The following is a 23,799-nucleotide window of genomic DNA, read 5'->3' as shown; positions in this document are numbered from 1 at the left end:
GTTTTTGAGGTTTATTCATGAATCGTAATTTTACGCTCGCTGAGCTGCTTCACCATGGCTTGCTTTAATGCATGCAGCTGTCCATCAATACTGGCGTCGATGATCCCAACTTCTGTTTCCAAAATGCAGCCTCCATTTTTCAAGCGCGCATCTGCTACCACGTCAACGTAACCGACTTCAGGGAAATCACTTAATACACCAGCCACCTTTTCCCTCACCTCAACAACCTGCTCTGGGTGGACATGTAAAATGACCTGCTTTTGGTTGCTCACCAGTTGCAACGCTTCTCGAACTACACTCACCGTGGTATCGACATCATCGAAGGTATCGATGATCTTACGTACTGCTTCTAACACCACACCTGTCATTTTTTCTTCGACTTGCTGATAGTAGTCATTACAACGTGCTAAGGTTTCAACCATCGTTTGCGCATTTTCAATCTTGGCTTGTGCAAGGCCATCTTGATAACCACGTTGTTTTTCGGTTTCGTAGGCTTGTTGGGCATTAGCAATGATGCTTTCAGCTTTGGAGTTCGCGGCTTCAACTAAGTGTTGCGAATCCAGATAACTGGCATAATCTTTCGCTTTCAGCACCTTTAAGCCAGGTGCCAGCTGCAAATTGTCTGTTTTTATTTCAACAAATGAAACCATTGAGGAATAACCTGTTTTGCGATTTTTTTTGTGAGTCGATACGCCAGATCTCGTTGATCCGCTTCCAACCAGTTAGCTGTTTCCGCGTTTTCGCTAAGTTGCTTTTCCAATTTGAATTGCCAACGAAGAACAACATCTTCCGGTGAGTTAATCAAAATAAACCTCATCCAAAAATATCCCAGCGCCCTCATGCTTGCTTCAACAGACCTTTCATCCAGTAGTTCTGGTAACGAACGCTGCCAGCCTTGCGGCCAGCTGGATAACAGCATCGGCCCGTTTTGAATTAAGAACCGAGCGCCTTCCAAACCAAATACGTTGTTCAGAACCTGTTTAGGATGTTTTAAAACAACGCATCGCATCGCAACGCAATGCAAAGCTCCACCCACCATCAATACGAGTTGATTCAACGCGTCTGTCGGGAGCAATGCCAAACTATGACAAGGTCTGTTAAAAGCCGTCTCAGGAACGGGAGATAACGCCCACTCATTGATACACCATTGGTTGAACATGGGGTTATCTCTCCAGCCTTCGATATTTAGTAACCAAGGCTGCTTTTGCTCTATCCAACTTCTATGGATGTACTGGCAAGGCGCATAGTTAAACTGGTGTTGTACCTGCGCGAGTGGTGTTTCTGGTTTAACCACGCTTCGTGTTCCTACGACACCATGTAAAAGTAGCGATATTCGAGCCGATGAGTGCCGCTACCAAGAACACCAAAATGGCGATAAGATTATTCGCCGTCTCTTTGGTGACCTGAACCGACAAAATGCTTTTAAATTGATTGTTTTGAGTAGCAACTCGAACCTCTGATGAGGGTACCATCACTACGCTGATTCGATCGTAGTTCAGCCCCTCAATGCTATTGTTCACTAATAATTTGATCTGCGGAACATATGAATCAAGCGCAATATCTGCCGCGTGTTTAATAAATACGGAGGCAGAAGCTGGAGTTGGACGCTCTCCTGGACGCAGATCTTGATCTTCCAAAACAACATGAACACGTGCCACCAGCACACCATCAATCTGAGATAAGGTTGAGGAGAGCTCTTGAGACTTCGCGTATACCAAACGTGCTCGTTCTGCTAATGGTGACGAGATCAAATCGTCTTTAGGAAACACCTCTTTCAGTGTAGAAAACTGCTCTCTTGGATAGCCTTTTCGCTTTAGCGCGTCTACCGCGAAGGCGATTTGAGAACTGTCTACCATTAACTTGACGGTGTTGTCTTTGTCAGGTTCTTTTGTTGCAACGACACCTTCGGATAGTAAGATCGACAACATCTCATTACCCTCTTTCTGAGTAACGTTGGTGTATAACTCGGTCTGACAACCTACCAGAAACAACGTGAGCATGATGAAAACTGCTCTCATTTTATTCATCATCACTATTGTGCCTTCAATAAGGTTTCTACGTTTTGTGTGGTTTTACCCACGGTTTTCGCGATCAGCTCTTCTTGAAAAGTAATGCGTGTCAGCGCCCACTGCATTTGCAGTAATTGCGCCGGATCATCACCCACCATCTTCATGTTGTCTTGCAGGTTACTTTTCGCGTTATCGATAGTGTTTTTCAACTCGCTGATGTTTTCTAGCAAACCTCCCTCCAGGCCATTACTTGCCTCGGGAACCGACATGGCTTGCTCAAAACGTTCGCTTAAACCGTCTTCGACTTGCGCATCCTGCAACTTATCAATGTTGGTTTGCATCACCTCGCTGTACTGCGTGTTTATCATATGTACTCCTAAGATAAATCTAACTTGTGACTGTGAGTCATGATGTTTTTCACCATCGCATTTTTTTGGATCATGAAGCTAAGTTCATCACGAACCATGTCCAGTGTTGATGTCATATCAGGTAACGACTTCAACTCTGCCCAGCAATGCCATAAGGCTTGTTCTTTCTGGGCACCCAGTGGAAAATGCTGCGCTAGCATTGCTTTTAGTGCTGTTTTATCAGCAGGTGGTTCGGCAATAAGCTGTCCCGAAAAATTCCCTAGTAACTCCTGCTTCAACACCTTTAACAAATCAGATTGTGGCTGCTCGTTGCCTTTTGCACTCTTCGCCTCATGAAAGGCGTACCACATTGCCTCTCGTTTAACTTGAGGGTCGGAAAACGCTTCATTTAACGATGATAAGACACTTTGTTTACTGACAACCTCTGCGTCTTTTAATGATTCGTACCACGCTTTAATCTCCGCCAGTTTGGCTTCTGTTTTCTCTAGCGTCTCTTTTGGAGAAACATGTGAAACTTGCTCTTGCTTGTCACTTCGCTCCATGAGTGCTTTAATCTTGTCTTCATCGCTCCGCTCATAATGGCGCGACTCCGACTGACGCAAAGATTGGTGTTGAAGACTTAGGTTGCTTGAATCAATGATCATCCAAGATTCCTAATGTCCTGAGAAAAGCTCGCAGCAAATGCTTGGCTTTCTTCGCTTCCTTGTGACGCAAGTTCTACCCAGCTTTCCGCTTTGCTCAGTAAACCGGCTTTGGCAGAAGCAAGAGCCGCTAAGCTGATCAGATCTGGATAGGCGTTACAAAGTGGTTCGAGTAATTGATGAGCCTCTTCATACAAGCCTTTATTCATGAGGCTCATTGCACGAATCATCGCAACGGTCTCTTCAGAACCTGAGCTTGCTTCAAGGCCATCTGCAATCGTGTTGGCTTCTTGATGACGATGCATACCTGTTGCCATCAGCGCGATTTCAGCCAGCAGTTGGCGCGTTTCTCGTTCCATGCTTTACACCTTCTGGAGAATCGACTGCATCACATCTTTAATCGCACGAGTCGTGGTCGCATTGATATTGTAAACAACAGACCATTTGTTGATCGCGTGCTGAAGCTCGGCAAGCTTTGATGGATCATCGGCATTGGTTTCTAGGTTCTTGATGGCTGCCGTCACTTCTGTGTTAGCATCTTTCGCTTGTTGTTCTAACTTAGCTTTAACATCATCAAGGTTTACACTGTTACTAGCATCGTAAAATGACATAAGACTTCCTCGTATTTTTTAGTTAGCTTCGTATGATTCAACGACCGCATAGGCGGCTGTGTAAGCTTCATACTGTTTGAGTAGCAATTGGTACTGCTGTGGTGAGCACCCTAAATCCAACTGACGTTTCACCACCGCTTGTGCTTCTAAGAGCTTGCTCTTAATCTTGTGCACTTCCGCACCGTTTGTGTCGTTATTTAAAATTTGTTCAAGATTTGTCATTGTTCGTCTCGCCTTCATATCCGAGTTCTATTGTTATCACCCGCCCGCCTTTAACCAACTCAATACCAGCAGGTGTAACACTGGATATTCGGTAGCCCTGAGGCGTTCTTGCACCGACCATATAGCGAACGTTATCGGTCAGAATCACATATGGAACCTGGCCAAAGTTAACGCTACGAAACGGGAAATCGATGTTGGTGCCTTTACTCACCTTAGGTATGGATTTCAAAACTAAGTACGGTTTCTCACCATATTGTTCCCGGAAGTCTCGGGTCACACCGTAAAATCGAGTCGTTTCGATATCATCAAGCTCACCACGAACTTCGATGCGATCACCGCTGGTGACCAACTGGACTTTCTTCAGTAACTCCGCATCCGTCAATAACGCTTTTAGCGTATCCATGTAGGCACCCGCTCGCTGCAGTTCAACCTTCCACGCAATAAGACCCGGCACGTCTCGCTCCAGGATTTGTTCAACTTGGTTCCAGCGGCTTGCATCATCGATATAGCCCGTCAGCAGCAGTGTGCCGGTCTCATCGCCATTTTCGACTTTCACTTGGTGATAGCCGAGGTTGCGCAAAATAAATCGAACCCCGCGACGGATTTCTTCCATCGTTCTTAAGTCACTTTTGTAATTGATGCCCAATACATCAATTCGACCAAGCAGATCGAGTTTCTGTGTTCGGTCTTCAACATAGCCCTCTAAGACTGCTTGGCGTGCGGCGGCATTCCATTCCACACGAACGTCGCTAAGTTTGAGCTCGCCTAAGATGTTACGTACCAAAACAATGGGTTCTGCTTCTGTAACAATTTCATTGTTGCTTCCGTTAGCTTGGCTGTACCACATACCAGCAAAAATGACACTCGGGACAAAACTACAAAGCAAAGCGATGAGCGTTGTTTTTTTCCAGCTAGAGCGTTGCACAGCAACCACAGGTGTATTCTGTTGGCTAGATTCGTCGCTGACGTTACTCACAATTAACGCATCTTCCGCGTATCCCAGAGCGAACTTCACAACGCCGACCGAGACAACAGCATGGCGTGACAACTCGATACCATCACCTGCAACAGCGATGTCTTCACTGTTAATATTTGCCTCTTCGCAGCCTCGTAAAATGACCGAGTCTTGCCGGCAAACGAGGGTGAAATGGTTCGCTTCGACCCCAGCATCAGACAGTACAAGATCAGCAATAAAGTCGTCACTGCCAAGCACGAGAGCACCTTCAGGTAAGGTGACTTCTACTCCGGTATGCACGCCTGATAAAATACGAATTTTCCATTGCTGCATCGCGGTTAAGACTCCTCTGAAGGGCGCACACACTCACTTTGTGAGTCATCACATTCCAATACTTTCACCCGCCAACCCTTTTGCCCTGTTGGTAATTGGCACTGCGTTAATTGAGACGACTTTTTCTGTGACAATAAGTCTTGTTGATAGCGCTCGGCCTGAACCCTCGATGTGCAGCTATATACTTCCACTACCGATTTAAATTCAGCGCTATTGTTGGAGATGTTGTTAAGCCTGCCTATACTTGGTCGCAAGTCATATTCGTTGCCAATCAACACACTATCGCCAATACCATCCACAACAATTCGAGGTTCTAAAATAAACATTCGTACTGTGCGGCGCTTAGTATTGGTATTACTTCTAAACAGCGCGCCTAAATATGGGATGTCTCCTAGCAATGGCACTTTACGTAACTGATGGCTCACTTCATCTCGGTACACACCACCGATAAGTAAGCTTTGCCCTTGTTTAACCGTCGCTAAGGTGCTGATTTCAGTTTTACGAACGGAAGGAAGATCATCGACACCACCATCAGCGATCTTTGCACCGTCTTCGAGATGAAGGCTCAGGTTAATTTCAGGTCGTGCAGCAAATCTATCACCAACGATACGTGGGACAATTCTCAGTAACGTGCCATACGTGACCTCTTCCAGCGCTGCGGTTTCTTTACCAACCAACTTGACGTAAAACGTGCTGCTGTTGTTCAGTACCGCTTCGACATTTTCCTGAGTTAACAATGTTGGTCTTGAAACCACTTGAGCACTGCCTTTGGATTCCAATAAACGAATTTGAGCCAGCAAGTAATTTAGGTTGGTTGAATCAAGCAAGGACTTAAAGTTCTGTCCACTGCCGAGCGTCACATCCCCCGAATTCACATCACCTGTTGTTTTGATATCGACAATGCGGTTGTTTCCGACAGACACTCCCGCTCGCCAATCCACGCCTAACTGACTTAAATCGTTGGCACTGATATCGACAATCGATAGCGCGACTTCAATTCTTGATTGCGGCTGGTCTAATTGCGCGACCAGTTTACGATAGAGCGGTAATCGTGCTTGAGTATCACGAACGATAATCGCATTAAGACCCGGCTCTGCTTCAACTGTTGCGCCACCATGAACTGAGGCGGTTTTATTACTTTTTACAGGCTTATCTGAACTGGTAACTTCTTTGCTAGACGCACTCGTCACTTGAGTTTGAACACCAGACACGACCCGTTTTAACACCGATGCGATGCCAGGGACCGTAATTGTCTGATCGCGATATGCAATTTCTCTATCCGTTGCAGAAGCGTACTTCAAAGGAATTATCTCAACGAATAATTCGTCGGTTGAATTCGATTTCTGCAGCAAGCGCGTTTCCAATGCCTCCGCCGTTTGTACCACTAAGTCGACATAACGTGGAGGACCCGCAAGATAGACTAACCCTTTGCTCTCAGCAGCTCTCCAACCATAACGAGAATCCCAAACGCCGGTGGAAATTAACGTACTGCGTAGCTCTCTAGCCGTAAGTAATTCCAATTGAAGTAAACGTGAGCGAGTTTCTGTCGCCTTATAGACATGTAAGACGGCTCCATCGAAATACCACATCAAGTTGTACACTTGCGATAAGTAATCGAGGAATTCCGCCGGATCTTCAGGGGTAAAACGCCCATTCACTCGATCGTTGACTTTGTCACTAACAGAAACCGAGACACGATAATTTGCACCGAAGTTATTCAACAACTCTTTTAATGAGTCATTATCTGCATAGTAGCGGAACGGTTGTTCGGGCCAGTGTAAGTCTGTTGCTTGCGCGTATCCCAAAGGAACAACACTCACTGCGCATAACAATGCCTTTGTTGCAGCACGCCTAATGTTGGGAAAGATTTTTAGCATCATGGTAACCACACTGTATGGTTGATTGTGTGGTTCACGCGTTCTTGTTCCAATAATGCAATGTAACGCTCACATAGATTGACGTGCTTAGAAAGCAAAGCAGAGAACCGTTCCACCGAACAGTCCTCAACCCTTACTTTACTTTGCAAAATCAATTGCTGATCATCATTGGTTGTCAGTACGCCGCCATCCTCACGAATGGTTTTTAATGAGAGCTGCATGCAACGTTGTAACGCTTGTTCTTGTTGATAATCTAGATGCTCTTTAAACTGGAAGGGTAACGTCGCTTCCCATAAAATCCATGACGCATGTTGCTTGATGGTCAGTGATAACTGGTCAACCTCGATGTTGTAAGAACCATTTTCTGAGGCAATAAAATCCCCTACCTTTAGCGCTTCCGCTAAAGATTTCATCATCTTATCTAACATTTAACGCCCTATTTAGATCTGGCTGAGGTGATTGCAAGCCTGGCCGCACTGACCACTTTGAGTATCAAAATAGTAGTGATCGATATCACCAACAGTTTGCATGTTCTTGAACCATTGCCATACTTTCGCAACCGCATTTTGGTCGTTGTAAACCACATCGCATGCATCCCAAACTTCGTTCAGCTCGGGGGCTTCAAGTCGCACTTCCGAACACCAATTTTTCCACTCAGAAATAAATTGTTCGGTTGTAGAGGTGTACTCCGCGAACCCTTTCAGCTCGTCTAAAGACGGTTGCCACTTCTCAATTAACAAACGATGACATTCAATCACTTGCAACTGTTGTTCGCTTAACGTCCCAAGTTGCTTTTTAAGTTGATGCTGCTGGCTCTTAATAAGATCGAGTTGCTGTTGAACAAAGACGGCACTGGTGTCTTCCCCTGATAGCTTCGACCAATATTCCTTCTGAATATCGAGTTGATTGATAAGTTGTTCAACTTTAATCGAAGCATGAAGAGCACTTTGATCGACTTGTCGGTTAATCCACTCGTTGAGTGATAAATGGAAACAAAGCATCAACGTTTTTGGGACAGCCAAATTAAAGCGAAAGCCCAGACGAGAGTTGATGTAGTCCAGCCTTTGTTCGAACGTTGTGATTGTGCTGCTATCACTGAGCTGCGATCCAATCTCCAAAAATAAACGCATGGCAAACCGGTCTATCGAAGCACCAAGTTTTTGATACGTTTTAACTAACTGGCTAGCGCATAGGCTATCGACGACATTTCTATCCAACAAGCGTTGAAGTAAAGATAACTGCTCATAATTTATGACGCCTTCACTCAACAATTGTCGGTGATTGACGTGCACAACATTGAGATCCTGCGTAGGTTTCGAGGCGCTTTCATAACGAGCTCCTCTTTGTAAAACAGTCACTTTCCGCTGTGTCACTATGCTGTCTGGAAAAAGCGAACGGCGTCGCCAATGCTGCTTTTTCATTTATGTTCGTCTCCGCACCCCTTTCGAACAATCCAGAAAGAAAGAGATGTAATAATTTTTAATCGTTCGTTGTTACACGATACATAATAGAATTTACACTGGTGAGTGACTTTCAAAATTAGTCAGAAAATTTTAGTCCCAAGTCATTTCATTTCGCGATAGCCACTTGATCGTCTCCCGAACGTACGCGGCTTGGGGTCGTTCCAAAACGACGACGGTAACTCTGCGTAAAGTAAGACTGACTGGAAAACCCTGCCTCCATCGCCACATCTACGATGCTCATCTTGCTCGTCAACAGCAGTTTATGAGCATGCAGTAGTCGACGCTCACTGATCCAAGCTCTTGGAGAAATGCCATAGTGCTCATTAAAAAGCTCTTTAAAAGTGGTTAAGCTGGCACCAAACTCCTGCGCGTAGTCTGTCAACTTCCATTCTTTTAAGTAATGCTGTTCCATAAATCGACGTAACCGTTCCGACGTACGGTTTGTTTGTTGTGACAGCAACGCATACAGTGATTCTCCTCCTTTGCTGTGTAGCAAGAGAATGAGTAGTTCTTCGTATTTTAGGCACATAATGGCATCAGGGTACGCTTGTTGCTCAAGCGTCTGCATGCTAGAAAGCACTTGTTCAACGAGTATGTTCAAACCAAAAGTAAACAAACCAGAACAAACTTTGTCTACCTTAGGCAGCATCATCAAGAGATCACTGTGTTTTTGCAGCAACTGACTAACGAGTTCATTGTCGTAAGCAATAATCGACGCTTTGTATGCCCCATCTAGCGGAGAGTACTCTAACAAGTAATCCCCTTGAGATAGAAATACCCCATTTTCTGCAGCAACATCGATTGTGCAATCACCTGTTTGAACTCGAAGCTGACCATTGTGAACGACAACAATGTGAGACTGGTCTGAGTGAAATACTTCGTCAGATTTTTCATAGCAGGAAAAACTACGAATTTTTCGTGAACTCGAGTCGACCCTTTCTGAGTTTAGTTGGCCTGACACATCCATTTTCTACCCTTCATTATTTTGAGTTTCTCAGTGCAAATGTTGAGAAACTTTCAAAGCACTACTTTGATCGTTGTTATTTCTAAGTACTGCTGTATGAATTAAAGAAGCAAAGAAAAGAGCATAGAAGTTCTATCACTTACCATACCCCCCGAATAATTAGCAAATAACCCAAGCATTACCTTTACCTGAAGGTAAAGGTTTGACTTAGTAAATTTCTGCTGTCCGTCTTTATTATTTTTATCAGATAGCGTTTATCATTAGCCAAAACTTAAATATCATTTCGTTATTTAAGTTTGGTTGTTTTGTTATACATTAGAATACAATTAAATAGATTTCGGCACCGTTTCGAGAACAAAATTAAATTTCCAAAATCATAAAAATGTATATTTTATAGCCTAAAACGCCAAGCCAACGTGTTCAAGGAGCGAGATATAATCATAAAAAATACTGTTTTTGCAACAAGTATGAGTCTAAAAAACAACTGACCCGATGACTTCAAAGTCATGTAATTAATGTTTATAAAAGACAACAAATCTTTCACAACAGGAAAGATATAGTCTTTATTTTTATAAATTAGAAAATTCTAATAAAAATGTAGTGCTTAAAATTTTATCTGTTTATTTTTGGAACAAGAATCAAGTTTTCTTGTTTATTTCCCTCTAAAAATAAATAGTTCTTTTCTTTTTCAGCAACGAGTTCACCGTTTGAATAAAGCTTTCCAATAATCTTCATTTTTCCTTCACCAGCTTGAATTGGTGCAATTAAAAACGAATACTGCACAGGCAACTGAACGCCTTGGTAGCTCTGAGATGCCGATTTAAGACATTGATTATCAATAACTTTACATATTTCCACTTCAAGAGAAGTAATCGAAGGTGGAAAGTAGCCGTCGACAGAAACCCAACCATAGACTGATGCCTGACTCTGTGTATCAAAGCCATCCACCCCATTGACGGACACAGTCTGACTGCACCCACTCAGTATGAATAACCCAATAAAACCAGCCCATATAGAATTGTTCATTATGACCCCATAAACGTATTTTATATAATCTAGCTCATTTGAAATTCACACAATTCTTTATGTAAAAATATAAAAGATCAACTTATATTTATACTACAAGCGGACAATAAATCGCATTTTTCAACAACACGTAGTTAACATGGACTGTAATTTCAAAAACAGTTTCTGCTCTCTTTCATTCCTTCCTTAATTGAAGTTCATTAGAGAAAAGTGATATTCATATATATCATTGCCATCGAGATATGCATCTGAACACTCTTACTTTTATCTTTCTATTTCTCTCAACACATTTAAAAGCCAAAATATAATAACAACCGACTAATATTGATAAACATGAAGAGATACATCTAATATTTTCCTTGATAAAATTTCAAAAGGGACTATTCCTATGTCAGCACGCCAAACTATCGATGAGATTTTGCTAAAGTTTGCTCATCAAATAGGCTTGCCTGCACTGCATCTAACGGAAAATGAAGTAAGCTTAGCCTTTGATGATAATCTAAGGGTGCATATCATCTTTCATCCTGAATCGACAACTCTGCAGCTCGAAGCTGAGATTGTTGGCCTTCAAATTGTAAATTCCGATCTCTATCGCTCTTTCTTGGCTTTTAATTATCACTGGCCTGAGCACCAGTTATTTTTTAGTTTAGATAACCACCGACATGTCCTATGTTTAAACCGACTCATTAACATTAGGCGACTGGATTACGAATATTTTGAAACAGCTTTAGCAGAATTGCTGACGCACAGCGAGTCGTGGGAAGCGTTATTGTCTTCGCATGTAACCATTGATGAGGCACCACCGATGCCACAAACTTTAGACTTGAGAGTTTAGGTGTCTTTATGTCCAATGACATCCAATCCACATACACCAATTCATCGGTTCATGACGTTCAACAAGCGCAGCAAAGTGATGCAGTGCCGCAAGGAACGTTTCATGGCCGTAAAGTCACCCTACTCTCCTCATCAGAAAGCAGTATGACGCGAACAAGCTCTAAAAGAGAGCTTGGTGAATGTTTAAATCAATTTGCCAGTCTCGAATCTTGCAATCGCGTTTTGGACTTTGATCCGCAACTCAATATTGACAAGCAAAACGCCGCCGTAGAAAAGCTTATGGAGCGAAAAGTGGCGATAATTCAACGTTCCTGATATCACAATATAAGCAGGTTAAACATCTAAGTTAACCTTCAGCCGACAAGCTCACGCTAATAAAAAACCCCGAAGATTCGGGGTTTTGATTCATACTGCTTTTTCTTTATTAATTACTTAGTTTCACTAGAAGAAGCCTAACGGGTCGATGCTGTAGCTAATCAGCAAGTTCTTAGTATTCTGGTAGTGGTCCAGCATCATCTTGTGCGTTTCACGCCCGATACCCGATTTTTTGTAACCACCGAACGCTGCGTGTGCAGGGTAAGCGTGGTAACAGTTAATCCAGATTCGACCAGCTTCAATATTACGGCCCATACGATATGCGACGTTCGCATCACGTGTCCAAACACCTGCGCCTAAGCCATATTCGGTGTCGTTTGCGATTTCCAACGCTTCTGCCTCATCTTTGAATTTGGTGATAGCGATCACTGGGCCAAAGATTTCTTCTTGGAAGATTCGCATCTTGTTGTGGCCTTCCAACATGGTTGGCTGAATGTAGTACCCCTGGTTGATAGACTCTGGCTGTTCTGACACTCCACCACCAAAGACCACTTTTGCGCCTTCTTCACGGCCGATTTCCAGGTAACTTAAAATCTTATCAAACTGTTCTTGAGAAGCCTGAGCACCAACTTGAGTATCGGTATCGAGCGGATTACCTTGTTTAATCAGCTGTGCACGTTCCGTCAGTTTCTCTACAAACTTGTCATAAATCGCTTCATGAACCAGTACGCGAGATGGACAAGTACAAACTTCACCTTGGTTGAAGAAACCAAGTAACGTACCTTCGATACACTTATCAAGATACTCATCTTCGTAATCGAAGATATCTGAGAAGTAGATGTTTGGAGATTTACCACCTAACTCAACTGTCGATGGGATCAAGTTGTCTGCTGCACATTTCAGAATGTGGTTGCCAACTTGCGTAGACCCGGTAAACGCGAGTTTCGCAATGCGGTTGCTGGTTGCTAATGCTTGACCCGCTTCAGAACCATATCCGTTTACAACGTTGATGACACCAGGAGGAAGAAGGTCACCGATTTTTTCCATCAGAACCAGAATGGATGTTGGGGTTTGCTCTGCTGGCTTCAATACCACACAGCAACCCGCCGCTAGTGCCGGTGCTAGTTTCCAAGCCGCCATCAACATTGGGAAGTTCCACGGAATAATTTGACCAACCACACCAATCGGTTCTGGGAAGTGGTAGCTTGCGGTGTGCTCATCCAGTTCTGCCGCACTGCCTTCTTGTGCGCGAATACAGCCAGCGAAGTAACGGAAGTGATCCACTACTAAAGGTAAATCTGCCGCCAAGGTTTCGCGAACTGGTTTGCCGTTTTCCCAAGTTTCTGCAACTGCAAGCTCTTCTAGATGCTGCTCAATACGGTCAGCAATTTTCAGCAAGATGTTCGAACGTTCTGTCACGCTGGTTTTGGCCCATTTTGCTCTGATGTTGTGCGCGGCATCCAGTGCTAAATTAATATCTTCCTCGCCAGAACGAGCAACTTTACAATACGCTTGTCCGTTGATTGGTGAGATATTGTCAAAGTACTCACCACCCGTTGGTTTTACCCATTCCCCACCGATAAAGTTATCGTAATGCGATTTAAAGTTAACAATGGCATTTTCACTACCTGGCTGTGCATAGATCATAACTCTTCCTTTTGTTTCTCGTTCAATGTGTTATTGCAGTGTCGTATCGCACTGTTCACAAAGAGCATTACGCAAGTCACACGCCAACTACGCCACACTTGTTGTTAATTAAATGTAAAACTATGATTACCAAGCGATAACAAACCAAGTGAGCGATGTTTGAGCGGATGTATGGTGTGAACACCAATGTTCAAGTGTTCCAAAATGGCACACCCTCACTGTGACAAAATGGTACAGTCATGGAACTTCAACATATTAGCGATAACAATTGGCTTTCAACTTCATGGGTCAGAAGTGAACAAGCGGGTTTAAAACAGCGTCGACGCCCTGAAGATATTCGAGTAACGCCAGCGACGCTCCAAGATAGGCGTCACCAACTCAATTTTTTGCTAGAGACAGTCACTCAATTTGCGCTCCCTTTGTTTAATCAGCTATTTGCTCATAGCGACAGTCGCTTAATTTTGACGGATTCAGATGGTGTCATCATCGGCAGTTGGGGACAGCCTAGATTTCGTGAAAAGTTAACGGAAATCTCGCTAAGCTCTGGTGCATGCTGGCAAGAAAAGGTCAAAGGCACCAACGCGATTGGTACAGCCTTGGTTGAAGCAAAGCCCGTTTCTGTTATTGGTGATCAGCACTTTATCCAACACCATCGTTTTATTAGCTGTTCGGCTAATCCTATTTTCGATCATCTTGGTAACCTCATTGGCGTATTAGATATTACGAGCGAGCAAAAGAGACATGACTTCTCAACGCAAGTACTAGTACAAAACATGGTCCAGCAAGTGGAGAATCAACTACTTAACTTGATTCCACAAGGGCATATTCGTGTGGATTTAGCGTGCGAAAAAGGTTTACTGAATAGTGGTTGGCAAGGAATTATCATTGCAAATGAAGACGGACAAGTTTTGGCTCACAATCAAGTAGCCTTTCAACTTTTTGCGCAAAAAAGTATCATTGGGCAATCCTTAGACGACATTCTATCCACTCGGGGAAATGAGCACCCTTTCGTTTTCAAAACAAAACCGCTTACCGATAAAGATAGCAAGGTCAAGTCTCGTGCTGTAGCGGCGTCCAATGATCTTCATTATGGCGACTCCGCTGTTGAGCACTGTTGGCAGCAAGCTAATCGCGTCATCGATAAAGACATCAGTTTGTTGATTCTCGGAGAGACTGGTGTTGGCAAAAACGAGTTTGTGAAAGCGCTTCATAAAAACAGCCAGAGAAAAACGGGACCGTTGGTTTCCGTTAACTGCGGAGCGCTACCAAAAGATCTGGTTGAATCTGAATTGTTTGGCTACGTAGCCGGTGCCTTTACTGGCGCAAACAGCAAAGGCTATCAGGGAAAAATTCGCCAAGCACACAAAGGGATTTTGTTTCTGGATGAAATCGCAGATTTACCCTTGGAAGCTCAAAGCCGCTTGCTCCATGTATTGCAAGATAAAACCGTGCTTCCCGTGGGTTCAAACCAAAGTATTCAAGTCGATACGCAAATCATTGCAGCCACGCATAAAGATCTGGAACATTTGGTCAGCGAAGGATTGTTCCGCCTAGATTTGTATTATCGCCTTAATGGCTTGATCATTGAGCTACCTCGCTTTGAGGAACGTGATGACAAACGACAACTGATTGAGAACATTCATCGGCGTCACGCCGAATCTGAACAACAGCTTTGCCCTCACCTACTTTCTCTGATGCTGTCTTACTCATGGCCAGGAAATTTGCGTGAACTCGATAGTTTAATCAAAGTATCCGCCTTAATGGCGCAAGGTGAAGAAATATTGGAACTCACACACGTCCCAGCCCACCTAAGTAAGAAACTCAGCCAAGCTCAAGAAGGAGCAGCATCCGCTGAACCAACTTCAGAACTGCGTGCAACCGTCGAAGATAAGTTGCTCAAAACATATCAAGCCAATCAGGGGAACATTAGCAAAACGTCTCGTATGCTTGGTGTGAGCCGAAATACCATTTACAGAAAGTTGAAAAGCCTTGGCATATTAAGTTAATTCTACGACCTCAGATACAAAAAGAGCACCGTTGCGGTGCTCTTTCTCTTTGAAACCTAGCTTACAGGCCGCCTTGTTGTTGTGCCTGTTTTACTAATGCCTGACGTTGAGTTTCCTTCTCAGAGATCACTTGATTGTCCTTGTGCATTTCCTGTTCCAATTCTGCTGGAATGAAAACAAAGTACTTGTTAAGAGTCATCTTAGAACCTCAATTTGCTGTGTTAATTACCTTCTTGGTCGACGTAAACAAAACCAGAAAAACATGTTTTACTGGATCCTTGTTGCTAGTTTCAAAAAATAAAGGATGTTCATATAATAAACATCCTCCATGTGGGCGCTAATTATAGGCGTAGTTTAGAGGCTTACCTAGCACTCTTTTTCACCTTTTGTGCAATCTGAGTTTCGATCGAAAAACAGATTTAATTGCCCGTAGTTACTAAGGTATTGTTAAACAGAGAAAAAAGCTTTTACTGTAACTGACGACAGGGATGAGCTTACGAGTGTAGGTTCACTTGCAATTGTGTATCGTAGAGTTCGAATACGATAATAATAGCGCTACATGCCCTTAATCTGCGTAGTTAAAAACTTTGAAGTGATAGACAACCGAAGTCATATCTGTGCAACTCAGTTTAACGATTTGTCTACCAGTTCAATATTTCACCTTTTTTGAGAAATCTTTAGCCACTTTTTTGTGTGAAACGTCCCAAAAGAGCAGACAATTAAAAGTGTGGCATATGACCACAATTGTCTATTCCCACTTAGCATCGGGAGGCGTTTATGAAAAGTAACAAACTTGGCCATGTGATGTCTTTCAGCAGGATGTTTTCCTTCATCGCATTCTTGACGGCCACATTCGCATGGATTCTCAGCATGTACGCCCTATTTACTGTTTCTTTAGTGGCTCTTGTGGTCAGTGCAATTCTCTACCTAAAAGACAGGTTTTATCAAAACAAGAAAACGACCACTGAAAAGAGCGCCTAGGCGCTCTTGAAGTTCCGTAAAAGCAAACACAAAAAAGGATGCCACTTGGGCACCCTTTTGCTTTGATCAGCTTACTGACCGCGAATTAAACGTCGTAAGTTGTAGACGCTGTGTCGCCGCCTGTACCAGTCCAGTTAGTGTGGAAGAATTCACCACGTGGACGGTCAATACGCTCATAAGTGTGAGCACCGAAGTAGTCACGTTGAGCTTGAAGCAGGTTCGCTGGTAGACGAGCAGTTGTGTAACCGTCTAGGAAAGATAGCGCAGAAATCGTACATGGCATTGGGATACCAGACTCTAGAGATTTCGCTGCTACTTTACGCCATGCTGCTAGGCTGCCTTGTAGGATGTTTTTGAAGTACTCATCAGAACCAAGGAATGCGATGTCTGGGTTCGCTTCGTACGCATCACGGATGTTGCCTAGGAACGCAGAGCGGATGATACAACCACCACGCCACATTAGTGCTACGTTACCGTAGTTTAGGTCCCAACCGTTTTCGTTCGATGCTTCGCGCATTAGCATGAAGCCTTGAGCGTAAGAGATGATCTTAGAAGCTAGTAGCGCTTGACGTAGTGCATCAACCCACTCTTGCTTGTCGCCTTCAACTGGAGTGATTGTCTTACCGAATAGAGATTCAGCTTCAACACGTTGGTCTTTCAGTGCAGATAGACAACGAGAGAATACAGACTCAGAGATAAGCGTTAGTGGAATACCTAGGTCTAGTGCGTTGATACCAGTCCATTTACCAGTACCTTTTTGGCCTGCTGTGTCTAGGATCTTTTCAACGAGAGGCTCACCGTCTTCATCTTTGTAGCCAAGAATGTCAGCCGTGATTTCAACAAGGTAGCTGTCTAGTTCAGTCTTGTTCCAATCAGCGAATACTGCTTGCATCTCGTCTGCAGACATACCAAGACCGTCTTTCATGAACTGGTAAGCTTCTGTGATAAGCTGCATGTCACCGTATTCGATACCGTTGTGTACCATCTTAACGAAGTGACCTGCACCGTCGTTACCAACCCAGTCACAACATGGTTCACCAGCGTCAGTTTTCGCAGCGATACCTTGGAAGATAGGCTTAACCGCTTCCCATGCTTCAGCAGCACCGCCAGGCATGATAGATGGACCGAAGCGCGCACCTTCTTCACCACCAGATACACCAGTACCGATGAAGTGGATACCTTTTTCACGTAGTGCAGCAACACGACGGTTTGTATCTGGGTAGTTAGTGTTACCACCGTCAATAATGATGTCGCCTTTGTCTAGCAGAGGTACTAGCGCTTCGATGAACTTGTCTACAACGTCACCAGCGCGAACCATCAACATTACTTTACGCGGCGTTTCTAGCTTCTCTACTAGTTCTTCTAGAGAGTATGCACCGATGATGTTCGTGCCTTTTGCTGGACCTTCCAGGAACTCGTCTACTTTAGCAGCAGTACGGTTGTGAGCAACCACTTTAAAGCCGTGATCGTTCATGTTTAGGATAAGGTTTTGACCCATTACTGCTAGGCCAATTACACCGATATCACCTTTCATTGTTTCTCTCCAATTTTATTTCATCGACGAGCAGCGTCTTAAGCAATTTTTGCTGCCGCGTCTAAATCTAAATACCATTCCGTTAGGCCCGATTTCGCTTGAATCTTAGCCGCTGGGTATGGCAGTGCGTGTGCTGGTGAACTGTTAATTTCTTCAACAATGTCCGCTTTTCCTGCACCAAGCACTAAGTAACTAATGCGTTTCGCTGCTTCTAATACGCGTGCGGTTTTCGACACACGAAGTTGGCCCGATTCAGGATGCGACGCCACAAGAGATAGGTTCGCATCATCATAATTCGTTTGGTCAGGGAACAGAGAAGCTGTATGACCATCTGCACCAACGCCTAATAAGATCCAGTCAAACACAGGTGTGCCGTTTTCATTCGGGATTACCTCTGCCATCTCTTTTGCAAAGCGCTCGGCTTCTGCTTTAGGCTCCTCTTCGCCACGGATGCGGTGAATGTTTTCTGCAGGAATATTTACTTGGCTAAACAACAACGTGTTCGCTTCACCGTAGTTGCTTTCTGCATCGTCAGGGGCAACACAACGTTCGTCACCCCACCAAAAGTGGAGGTTTTCCCATTGAATGGAGGTTGCGTAAGCCTCTGAAGCCAGTAGTTTAAACAGCATTTTAGGAGTGCTGCCGCCAGAAAGAGAGATGTGAACAGGTCTGCCCATTTCGCTAAACGCTTTCATATCGTTAGCTAGGCTTTCAACTACCTGTTCTGCTGTTTGGTAGATCTTATGGTTGATCATAGTTCACAGTAATCCGTATCTGTTAAGTTTTTACATGGGAAACGCCAAGCGCGGCCATCACGCTGTAACAAGTCATCTGACTCTTTAGGTCCCCAAGTGCCGCATGCGTACCCGAAGAGGGATTGTGGATCTTGCTTAAAATCTAAGATTGGCTGTACGTATTGCCAGCACGCTTCCACCGCATCACTACGTGCAAATAGCGTAGCATCACCATTCAAAGCATCAAGTAGAAGGCGCTCGTATGCCGTTAGCATTTGCGTTTCTTGCAAGTCAGCGTAATGGAAGTTCATTTTCACTTCCTTCGCTTCAAAGCCTGCGCCTGGCTCTTTCAAGCCAAAGCTCATTTGAATGCCTTCGTCTGGTTGAATACGAATGATCAGCTTGTTTTCTGGTGCGTTTTGACCAAACACAGGATGCGGTGTTTGTTTAAAGTGGATAACCACCTCAGTAACGCGTGTTGGAAGACGCTTACCAGTACGCACGTAAAATGGCACGCCATTCCAACGCCAGTTGTTGATGTACGCTTTCAAACCGATGTAAGTCTCTGTACGAGAATCGTCTGCAACTCCCGGCTCTTCACGGTAGCCGCGTAGGCTTTGCCCACGAACTTCAGACGCCGTGTATTGGCCTAACACTAGGTCGTTGCGCAGAGCGTTTTCGTCTAATGGCTTTAAGCATTGAAGCACTTTTACCACTTCATCACGCATCGAGTCTGCATTGATTTGCGCTGGTGGTTCCATACCTACCATTGCTAATACTTGTAGCAAGTGGTTTTGGAACATGTCGCGCACAGCGCCAGAGTTGTCGTAGTAACCACCACGCTCCTCTACGCCAAGGAATTCTGCGCCTGTGATTTCAACGTAATCAATGAAGTTACGGTTCCAAAGCGGCTCAAACATCGCATTAGAGAAACGAAGCACAAGTAGGTTTTGTACCGTTTCTTTACCTAAGTAATGGTCAATTCGGTAGATTTGATGCTCTTGGAAGTGCTCGTGAATTTCTTTGTCCAGAATACGCGCCGATTCAAGATCATAGCCGAATGGTTTCTCAATGATCAGGCGTTTCCAGCCATCCTCTTCAGTGTTAAGACCATGTGCTGCAAGACTTGCAGGGATCACACTGTATAAACTTGGTGGGGTTGCTAAGTAAAAAAGCGTATTGCGTTGCTCGAATTGATATTCGTCCGCAAGTTGGTCTAAGCGAGAAGATAGCTTACCGTAATCTTGTGTGTCAGAAGTATTAATTGCTTGGTAGTGCAGATGGTTAATAAATGCATCAAGCGTTTCTGGCTCAGTATTTTCCATTTCCTGAAGCGATTTTTTCAGCTTCGCGCGGTAAGACTCATCACTGTATTCAGTGCGACTTACACCCAGAATGGCAAAATTCTCTGGAAGCTGCTTGTTCGCGTAGAGGTGGTATAAAGCAGGAATGAGCTTACGGTACGTAAGGTCACCTGAAGCACCAAAAATAACGATGCTGCTGTTTTCTGGTATTACCATCATCTTTCCCTTAAAAACGAGGTACTTATTGTGTGCCCGGATACGGCTAGAGAATGAGCCAACCCTATCAATGGCACCTCAAAATAGAAAATTGGTCTTACCTATTACGTTGATAGGTAAAGTCTATGGGCCCAAAGAACCTTAAGAAGTTGCATTTCCGATTCTTGGAAACACGACGTATTGAGGTCATTTAAGTCACTTATGTCTCAAAAGTACACACTGTACTCGCTGGAGGAGAGTCCGACACGGGGCGATATTGTCTACGACTATTTGATTTACATCAACACTTGCCAGTGCAAACGTTTAAATAAGTTGCACAAAACGTCATAAGCGATTGTATTTTATTGATAAAAAAAGTTTCATCTGAACGCTCCAAAATTTAAGCAAAAACTCTAATATGGGTAAAAATTACTCATACTTGCAATCCATTACAGTTTTATCGTGATCTGTGTTACTTACTTTTTATTTCATCATCCTATTGATAATGATACTCAATTAAAGATAATGAAATCACTATTAATGTGAAAGTAGAACGCCATGAAATCAAGCGCCATTAACCCACATCCCATTAACCGAATACAATCGGTGCTTGACTACATTCACACCAACTTAGACAGCACTCTGAGCGTAGATGAAATATCAAAAGCAAGTTGTTGGTCGCGCTGGCAACTGCAACGCGTATTTCAACAACACACTGGCGTATCCGTCGCTCACTATATCAGAGAGCTTAAACTTAGCCTTGCGGCTGAGCGCTTAATCCATACTTCTGACCGCTCGTTAGATATAGCGATAGAAATGGGATTTACATCTGAACACGCATTTAGCCGAGCGTTCAGGAATATGTTTTCAAAAAGCCCCCGTGAATATCGAAAAACGCAACAACTCTCCGGGTTGAGACAACCTTTGACGCTGCGTAAGACACCAAAAGAAGAGAAAAAACATCAGCGCTTTATTGAAGTTCGAATAGAAACAAAACCGGCTTTTGAACTTGCTGGTTATCATGAACCTATTCACGGATTGTTTTCTGCTACGCCCGATTTCCAATCCAAAGTACCGTCACTTTGGTCACGTCTTTATTCATCTGAAAACCTTAATAATTCGGAAAGTACTTACTTTGGCGTGATTGATGTGACGCAAGCGTATTCAAACAACCAACAACTTGAGTACTGGGCAGGTTATGAGTGTAGTCCAACAGTAAACGCATCAAGATCAACGAACTCTTCCAACTCGGGGTTAGACCTCTTGGCTGTTCCTGAGCAAACCTACGCCGTCATTACACACATAGGCAAAGCATCAGAGCTCGCCTCAACGCTGGAATGGTTTATTTTACATTGGCTACCCTACTCTAATTATCATGCTATCGATGGTTATGAGTTAGAGCTTTATCCAGAAGGTTATGATGTTGATAGCGAACAAGCACAAATGCAGTATTGGATTCCTGTCGAGCCAAACGACGCGCTATCTTTAAAACCTAAGAACAGAAGAATACGTTCCAAAGATTAGTGTTTTGCACCAAATTGTTAACTTTTCCTATTTCTTTGAATATAGAATACAAATAACAATCATTATCAATAAATAGAAAAAGTAGTGGAATTTATAAATATGGAAAGTCCGATTCGATTTCATCGTTCAGCGGTTGCTATCGTCGTATCCGCATTGCTCGCTGGCCACGCCAATGCGACTGAGAGCGTATTCCAACACGAAACGATTACGGTGCTAGGAGAAACATACCGAAACACCGCAACTAAAACCGTTTTAGAACCGGAGGAAACACCGCAAGCGATCACGGTAATCACTAAAGATGACATGGACCTACGCGGCGTAAACTCGGTGAGCGAAGCATTGCGTTATGCGCCTGGCGTAAATACAGAATTGCGTGGTGGTGCCGTTTCCCGACTTGACCTATTCAATATTCGTGGTTTTATTAACTACACCAACTTTTATGATGGTCTTCCTTTGCTGTACAACGGTTGGAACCTTCAACCGCAGGTCGATTCCGTTGCTCTTGAGCAAATCGAGGTTTTTAAAGGGCCAACGTCTGTTCTTTACGGCAATATTCCACCAGGAGGTATGGTCAACATTATCGCCAAAGCGCCTCAGTCAACACCCTCGCACTCTGTCTCGATTAGTACAGGGACTAACAGCCTAAAAGAACTGACGTTCGACACCACAGGACAAATTGGTGATTCTAATGTGGATTACCGTATCGTCGGCCTGGCAAAACAGCGAGATGGTCAAGCCGATACGTCTGAAGATGAACGTTATGTACTCGCCCCATCTTTCAATTGGCAAGCGACAGAAAGCACATTAGTGAACGTGAATGTTTACTATCAAAATGATCCATCAGCAGGTATCTACACGACTGTGCCTGCGTCTGGCTCAGTGATTAAAAACCCACTTGGCTCGATGTCACCAAGCACTTATTTGGGGGATGAGGACTGGAACACTTACGAACGCGAAGTTCTGATGATGGGTTACAAAGTCCAACACGACTTTAACAACAATTGGCAATTTCTACAGAATGCCCGCTACATGACCGCCGATGCCTATCAGGAAAACACATATAACGGTGCACTTGAAGCGGATAACCGTACCGTTGGTCGAAATGCCTATTTAACCGATGAAAAGTCCAAATCCTTTGTGATTGACAACCAACTATCTGGCTACGTTAAAACAGGAAATTTTGAACATAACTTATTGTTCGGGCTTGATTATCAGTATCTAGATTCAGATGTAAAATACAAAGACACGCTTGGGTATTCGCTAACTCAGGACATTTTTAATCCTGACCACAACAGCATTGATCGTAATGCACTGAATTTCCAATACAAACAAAACTTAGATATCAAAACGAAGCAGATTGGCGTTTATTTCCAAGATCAAGTTCGTTACGACCAACTTGTAATGATTGCAGGTCTTCGTTGGGATAAATACGATTCAAATACAGACGCCGTTAGCGATTATCTAGGAGCAGTATCCAACAGCAAGGAAGAGTTAGACGATACCAACGTATCTTTCCGAGTCGGTGGTTTGTATGAGCTAGACTTTGGTCTCTCGCCATATCTTACTTACTCGGAAAGTTTTGAGCCAATTGCGGGTGCCGACTCTTCTGGTAAAGCATTTGAGCCATCAACCGGTCATCAATGGGAGTTAGGCTTTAAATACGCCCCATTATCTGGTGATATCTCAGGTAACTTAGCACTCTTCCATATTACGAAGAAAAACGCGATCTTGACCGATCCGAATAATCCATATGCACCAAACTATCAAGCGGGCGAAGTGGTATCACAAGGTATTGAACTTGAGGCAAAATGGCAAGCCACAGCACAAGCTGATTTCACTCTAGGCTATACATATACCGATATGGAGATTACCGAGGACAGTTATTACAACCAAGAAGGTAAAACGCCGGTTTGGGTACCTGAGCAAACGGCCTCTCTATGGGCCAATTACTTCTTTGAAGGAAATCTTTCAGGCCTTCGTACCAGTGCTGGCGTTCGCTATGTCGGGGAAGCACAAATTGATGCACAGAATAGTCAAAAAGTACCGGACTACACCTTGTTTGATTTAGCAGCAAGTTACGATTTCTCAACGGTATCTGAATCAATGAAAGGGGCTAGCGTCACGCTTTCTGCAAGCAATCTATTCGATAAAGAATACTATTCTTGTTACGACAAAAATAACTGTTGGTTTGGCGCTGAGCGCTCTATCGAAGCGAAGTTAGAATACAACTTCTAACCTCTTAGAACGGAACAGCAG

At 43.8% G+C, this 23,799-nt stretch carries 25 protein-coding genes; 6 read left to right on the top strand and 19 right to left on the bottom strand.

Annotated features, from left to right (window positions below):
- Positions 1-11 precede the first annotated feature (11 nt).
- The 14 genes from R8269_RS11485 to R8269_RS11420 all read right to left on the bottom strand — a co-directional run bounded on the left by R8269_RS11485 (position 12) and on the right by R8269_RS11420 (position 10,469).
- Positions 12-650 carry an HrpE/YscL family type III secretion apparatus protein gene (locus R8269_RS11485; protein WP_005387146.1) on the bottom strand — a complete coding sequence of 213 codons (639 nt, stop codon included), beginning with the start codon at positions 648-650 and terminating at the stop codon, positions 12-14.
- Positions 629-1,294: a SctK family type III secretion system sorting platform protein VscK gene (vscK, locus tag R8269_RS11480; protein ID WP_318222542.1), complete on the bottom strand. Its 666-nt coding sequence runs from the start codon at positions 1,292-1,294 to the stop codon at positions 629-631. Before vscK ends, R8269_RS11485 begins: the two co-directional genes overlap by 22 nt.
- Positions 1,287-2,033, bottom strand: a complete 747-nt coding sequence (gene sctJ / locus R8269_RS11475) for a type III secretion system inner membrane ring lipoprotein SctJ (RefSeq protein ID WP_086012989.1) — start codon at positions 2,031-2,033, stop codon at positions 1,287-1,289. The genes vscK and sctJ overlap by 8 nt, the downstream gene beginning before the upstream one ends.
- A complete protein-coding gene (gene sctI / locus R8269_RS11470; RefSeq protein ID WP_171346034.1) occupies positions 2,033-2,377 on the bottom strand; it encodes a type III secretion system inner rod subunit SctI in 345 nt (114 codons plus the stop codon). Before sctI ends, sctJ begins: the two co-directional genes overlap by 1 nt.
- An 8-nt stretch (positions 2,378-2,385) precedes the next feature.
- Entirely contained in the window at positions 2,386-3,021 is a 636-nt protein-coding gene (locus tag R8269_RS11465) for a YopR family T3SS polymerization control protein (protein WP_318222541.1), read from the bottom strand.
- Entirely contained in the window at positions 3,018-3,377 is a 360-nt protein-coding gene (locus R8269_RS11460; RefSeq protein ID WP_005377200.1) for a YscG family type III secretion system chaperone, read from the bottom strand. The genes R8269_RS11465 and R8269_RS11460 overlap by 4 nt, the downstream gene beginning before the upstream one ends.
- A 3-nt stretch (positions 3,378-3,380) precedes the next feature.
- Positions 3,381-3,629, bottom strand: a complete 249-nt coding sequence (sctF, locus tag R8269_RS11455) for a type III secretion system needle filament subunit SctF (protein ID WP_005377199.1) — start codon at positions 3,627-3,629, stop codon at positions 3,381-3,383.
- 18 nt (positions 3,630-3,647) lie between these two features.
- The gene (locus tag R8269_RS11450; protein ID WP_017821343.1) at positions 3,648-3,851 is read right to left on the bottom strand and encodes an EscE/YscE/SsaE family type III secretion system needle protein co-chaperone; all 204 of its coding nucleotides are present in this window, start codon (positions 3,849-3,851) and stop codon (positions 3,648-3,650) included.
- On the bottom strand, positions 3,838-5,139 hold the full coding sequence (gene sctD, locus R8269_RS11445; RefSeq protein WP_318222540.1) for a type III secretion system inner membrane ring subunit SctD: 1,302 nt from the start codon (positions 5,137-5,139) through the stop codon (positions 3,838-3,840). The genes R8269_RS11450 and sctD overlap by 14 nt, the downstream gene beginning before the upstream one ends.
- 5 nt (positions 5,140-5,144) lie before the next feature.
- Positions 5,145-7,019, bottom strand: a complete 1,875-nt coding sequence (gene sctC / locus R8269_RS11440; RefSeq protein WP_242542084.1) for a type III secretion system outer membrane ring subunit SctC — start codon at positions 7,017-7,019, stop codon at positions 5,145-5,147.
- Complete coding sequence (locus R8269_RS11435) at positions 7,016-7,444, bottom strand: YscB family type III secretion system chaperone (RefSeq protein WP_005377195.1); 429 nt, start codon at positions 7,442-7,444, stop codon at positions 7,016-7,018. Before R8269_RS11435 ends, sctC begins: the two co-directional genes overlap by 4 nt.
- Positions 7,445-7,456: 12 nt before the next feature.
- Entirely contained in the window at positions 7,457-8,437 is a 981-nt protein-coding gene (locus R8269_RS11430) for a T3SS regulon anti-activator ExsD domain-containing protein (protein ID WP_005377193.1), read from the bottom strand.
- Positions 8,438-8,585: 148 nt separating this feature from the next.
- Positions 8,586-9,446 carry an AraC family transcriptional regulator gene (locus tag R8269_RS11425; protein WP_005377191.1) on the bottom strand — a complete coding sequence of 287 codons (861 nt, stop codon included), beginning with the start codon at positions 9,444-9,446 and terminating at the stop codon, positions 8,586-8,588.
- Positions 9,447-10,055: 609 nt separating this feature from the next.
- A complete protein-coding gene (locus tag R8269_RS11420) occupies positions 10,056-10,469 on the bottom strand; it encodes a YscW family type III secretion system pilotin (protein WP_054579559.1) in 414 nt (137 codons plus the stop codon).
- 388 nt (positions 10,470-10,857) lie between these two features.
- On the opposite strand from R8269_RS11420, the gene exsC reads away from it, so the two are divergent.
- Entirely contained in the window at positions 10,858-11,304 is a 447-nt protein-coding gene (gene exsC, locus R8269_RS11415) for a type III secretion system regulatory chaperone ExsC (protein ID WP_005377174.1), read from the top strand.
- Between the two features lie 8 nt (positions 11,305-11,312).
- On the top strand, positions 11,313-11,618 hold the full coding sequence (gene exsE2, locus R8269_RS11410) for a T3SS regulon translocated regulator ExsE2 (protein WP_005377171.1): 306 nt from the start codon (positions 11,313-11,315) through the stop codon (positions 11,616-11,618).
- Between the two features lie 126 nt (positions 11,619-11,744).
- On the opposite strand, the gene R8269_RS11405 is transcribed toward exsE2, so the two are convergent.
- The gene (locus tag R8269_RS11405) at positions 11,745-13,265 is read right to left on the bottom strand and encodes an aldehyde dehydrogenase family protein (RefSeq protein ID WP_005377169.1); all 1,521 of its coding nucleotides are present in this window, start codon (positions 13,263-13,265) and stop codon (positions 11,745-11,747) included.
- Between the two features lie 239 nt (positions 13,266-13,504).
- On the opposite strand from R8269_RS11405, the gene R8269_RS11400 reads away from it, so the two are divergent.
- Positions 13,505-15,271: a sigma-54-dependent Fis family transcriptional regulator gene (locus R8269_RS11400; protein ID WP_258476781.1), complete on the top strand. Its 1,767-nt coding sequence runs from the start codon at positions 13,505-13,507 to the stop codon at positions 15,269-15,271.
- 61 nt (positions 15,272-15,332) lie between these two features.
- Here the strand turns inward: R8269_RS11400 and R8269_RS11395 are convergent, their stop codons facing one another.
- On the bottom strand, positions 15,333-15,470 hold the full coding sequence (locus tag R8269_RS11395; protein ID WP_005377165.1) for a hypothetical protein: 138 nt from the start codon (positions 15,468-15,470) through the stop codon (positions 15,333-15,335).
- A gap of 578 nt (positions 15,471-16,048) precedes the next feature.
- On the opposite strand from R8269_RS11395, the gene R8269_RS11390 reads away from it, so the two are divergent.
- Positions 16,049-16,252 (top strand): hypothetical protein, encoded by a 204-nt coding sequence (locus tag R8269_RS11390; RefSeq protein ID WP_005377162.1) that lies wholly within the window; start codon positions 16,049-16,051, stop codon positions 16,250-16,252.
- An 85-nt stretch (positions 16,253-16,337) separates the two neighbouring features.
- Here the strand turns inward: R8269_RS11390 and gnd are convergent, their stop codons facing one another.
- The 3 genes from gnd to zwf are packed head-to-tail and all read right to left on the bottom strand — an operon-like array spanning position 16,338 to position 20,040.
- Complete coding sequence (gnd, locus tag R8269_RS11385; RefSeq protein WP_005377160.1) at positions 16,338-17,786, bottom strand: decarboxylating NADP(+)-dependent phosphogluconate dehydrogenase; 1,449 nt, start codon at positions 17,784-17,786, stop codon at positions 16,338-16,340.
- A 38-nt stretch (positions 17,787-17,824) separates the two neighbouring features.
- Entirely contained in the window at positions 17,825-18,541 is a 717-nt protein-coding gene (pgl, locus tag R8269_RS11380) for a 6-phosphogluconolactonase (protein ID WP_258476783.1), read from the bottom strand.
- Positions 18,538-20,040: a glucose-6-phosphate dehydrogenase gene (zwf, locus tag R8269_RS11375; RefSeq protein ID WP_258476805.1), complete on the bottom strand. Its 1,503-nt coding sequence runs from the start codon at positions 20,038-20,040 to the stop codon at positions 18,538-18,540. The genes pgl and zwf overlap by 4 nt, the downstream gene beginning before the upstream one ends.
- Positions 20,041-20,577: 537 nt before the next feature.
- On the opposite strand from zwf, the gene R8269_RS11370 reads away from it, so the two are divergent.
- Complete coding sequence (locus tag R8269_RS11370; protein WP_238969908.1) at positions 20,578-21,543, top strand: helix-turn-helix domain-containing protein; 966 nt, start codon at positions 20,578-20,580, stop codon at positions 21,541-21,543.
- Between the two features lie 99 nt (positions 21,544-21,642).
- Complete coding sequence (locus R8269_RS11365) at positions 21,643-23,778, top strand: TonB-dependent siderophore receptor (RefSeq protein ID WP_104979271.1); 2,136 nt, start codon at positions 21,643-21,645, stop codon at positions 23,776-23,778.
- The last annotated feature ends 21 nt before the right edge of the window (positions 23,779-23,799 follow it).

The sequence above is a fragment of the Vibrio sp. Vb0667 genome (assembly GCF_033391095.1).
Note: the sequence above shows the minus strand (reverse complement) of the source record. Positions and strands in the feature narration are given on the sequence as shown.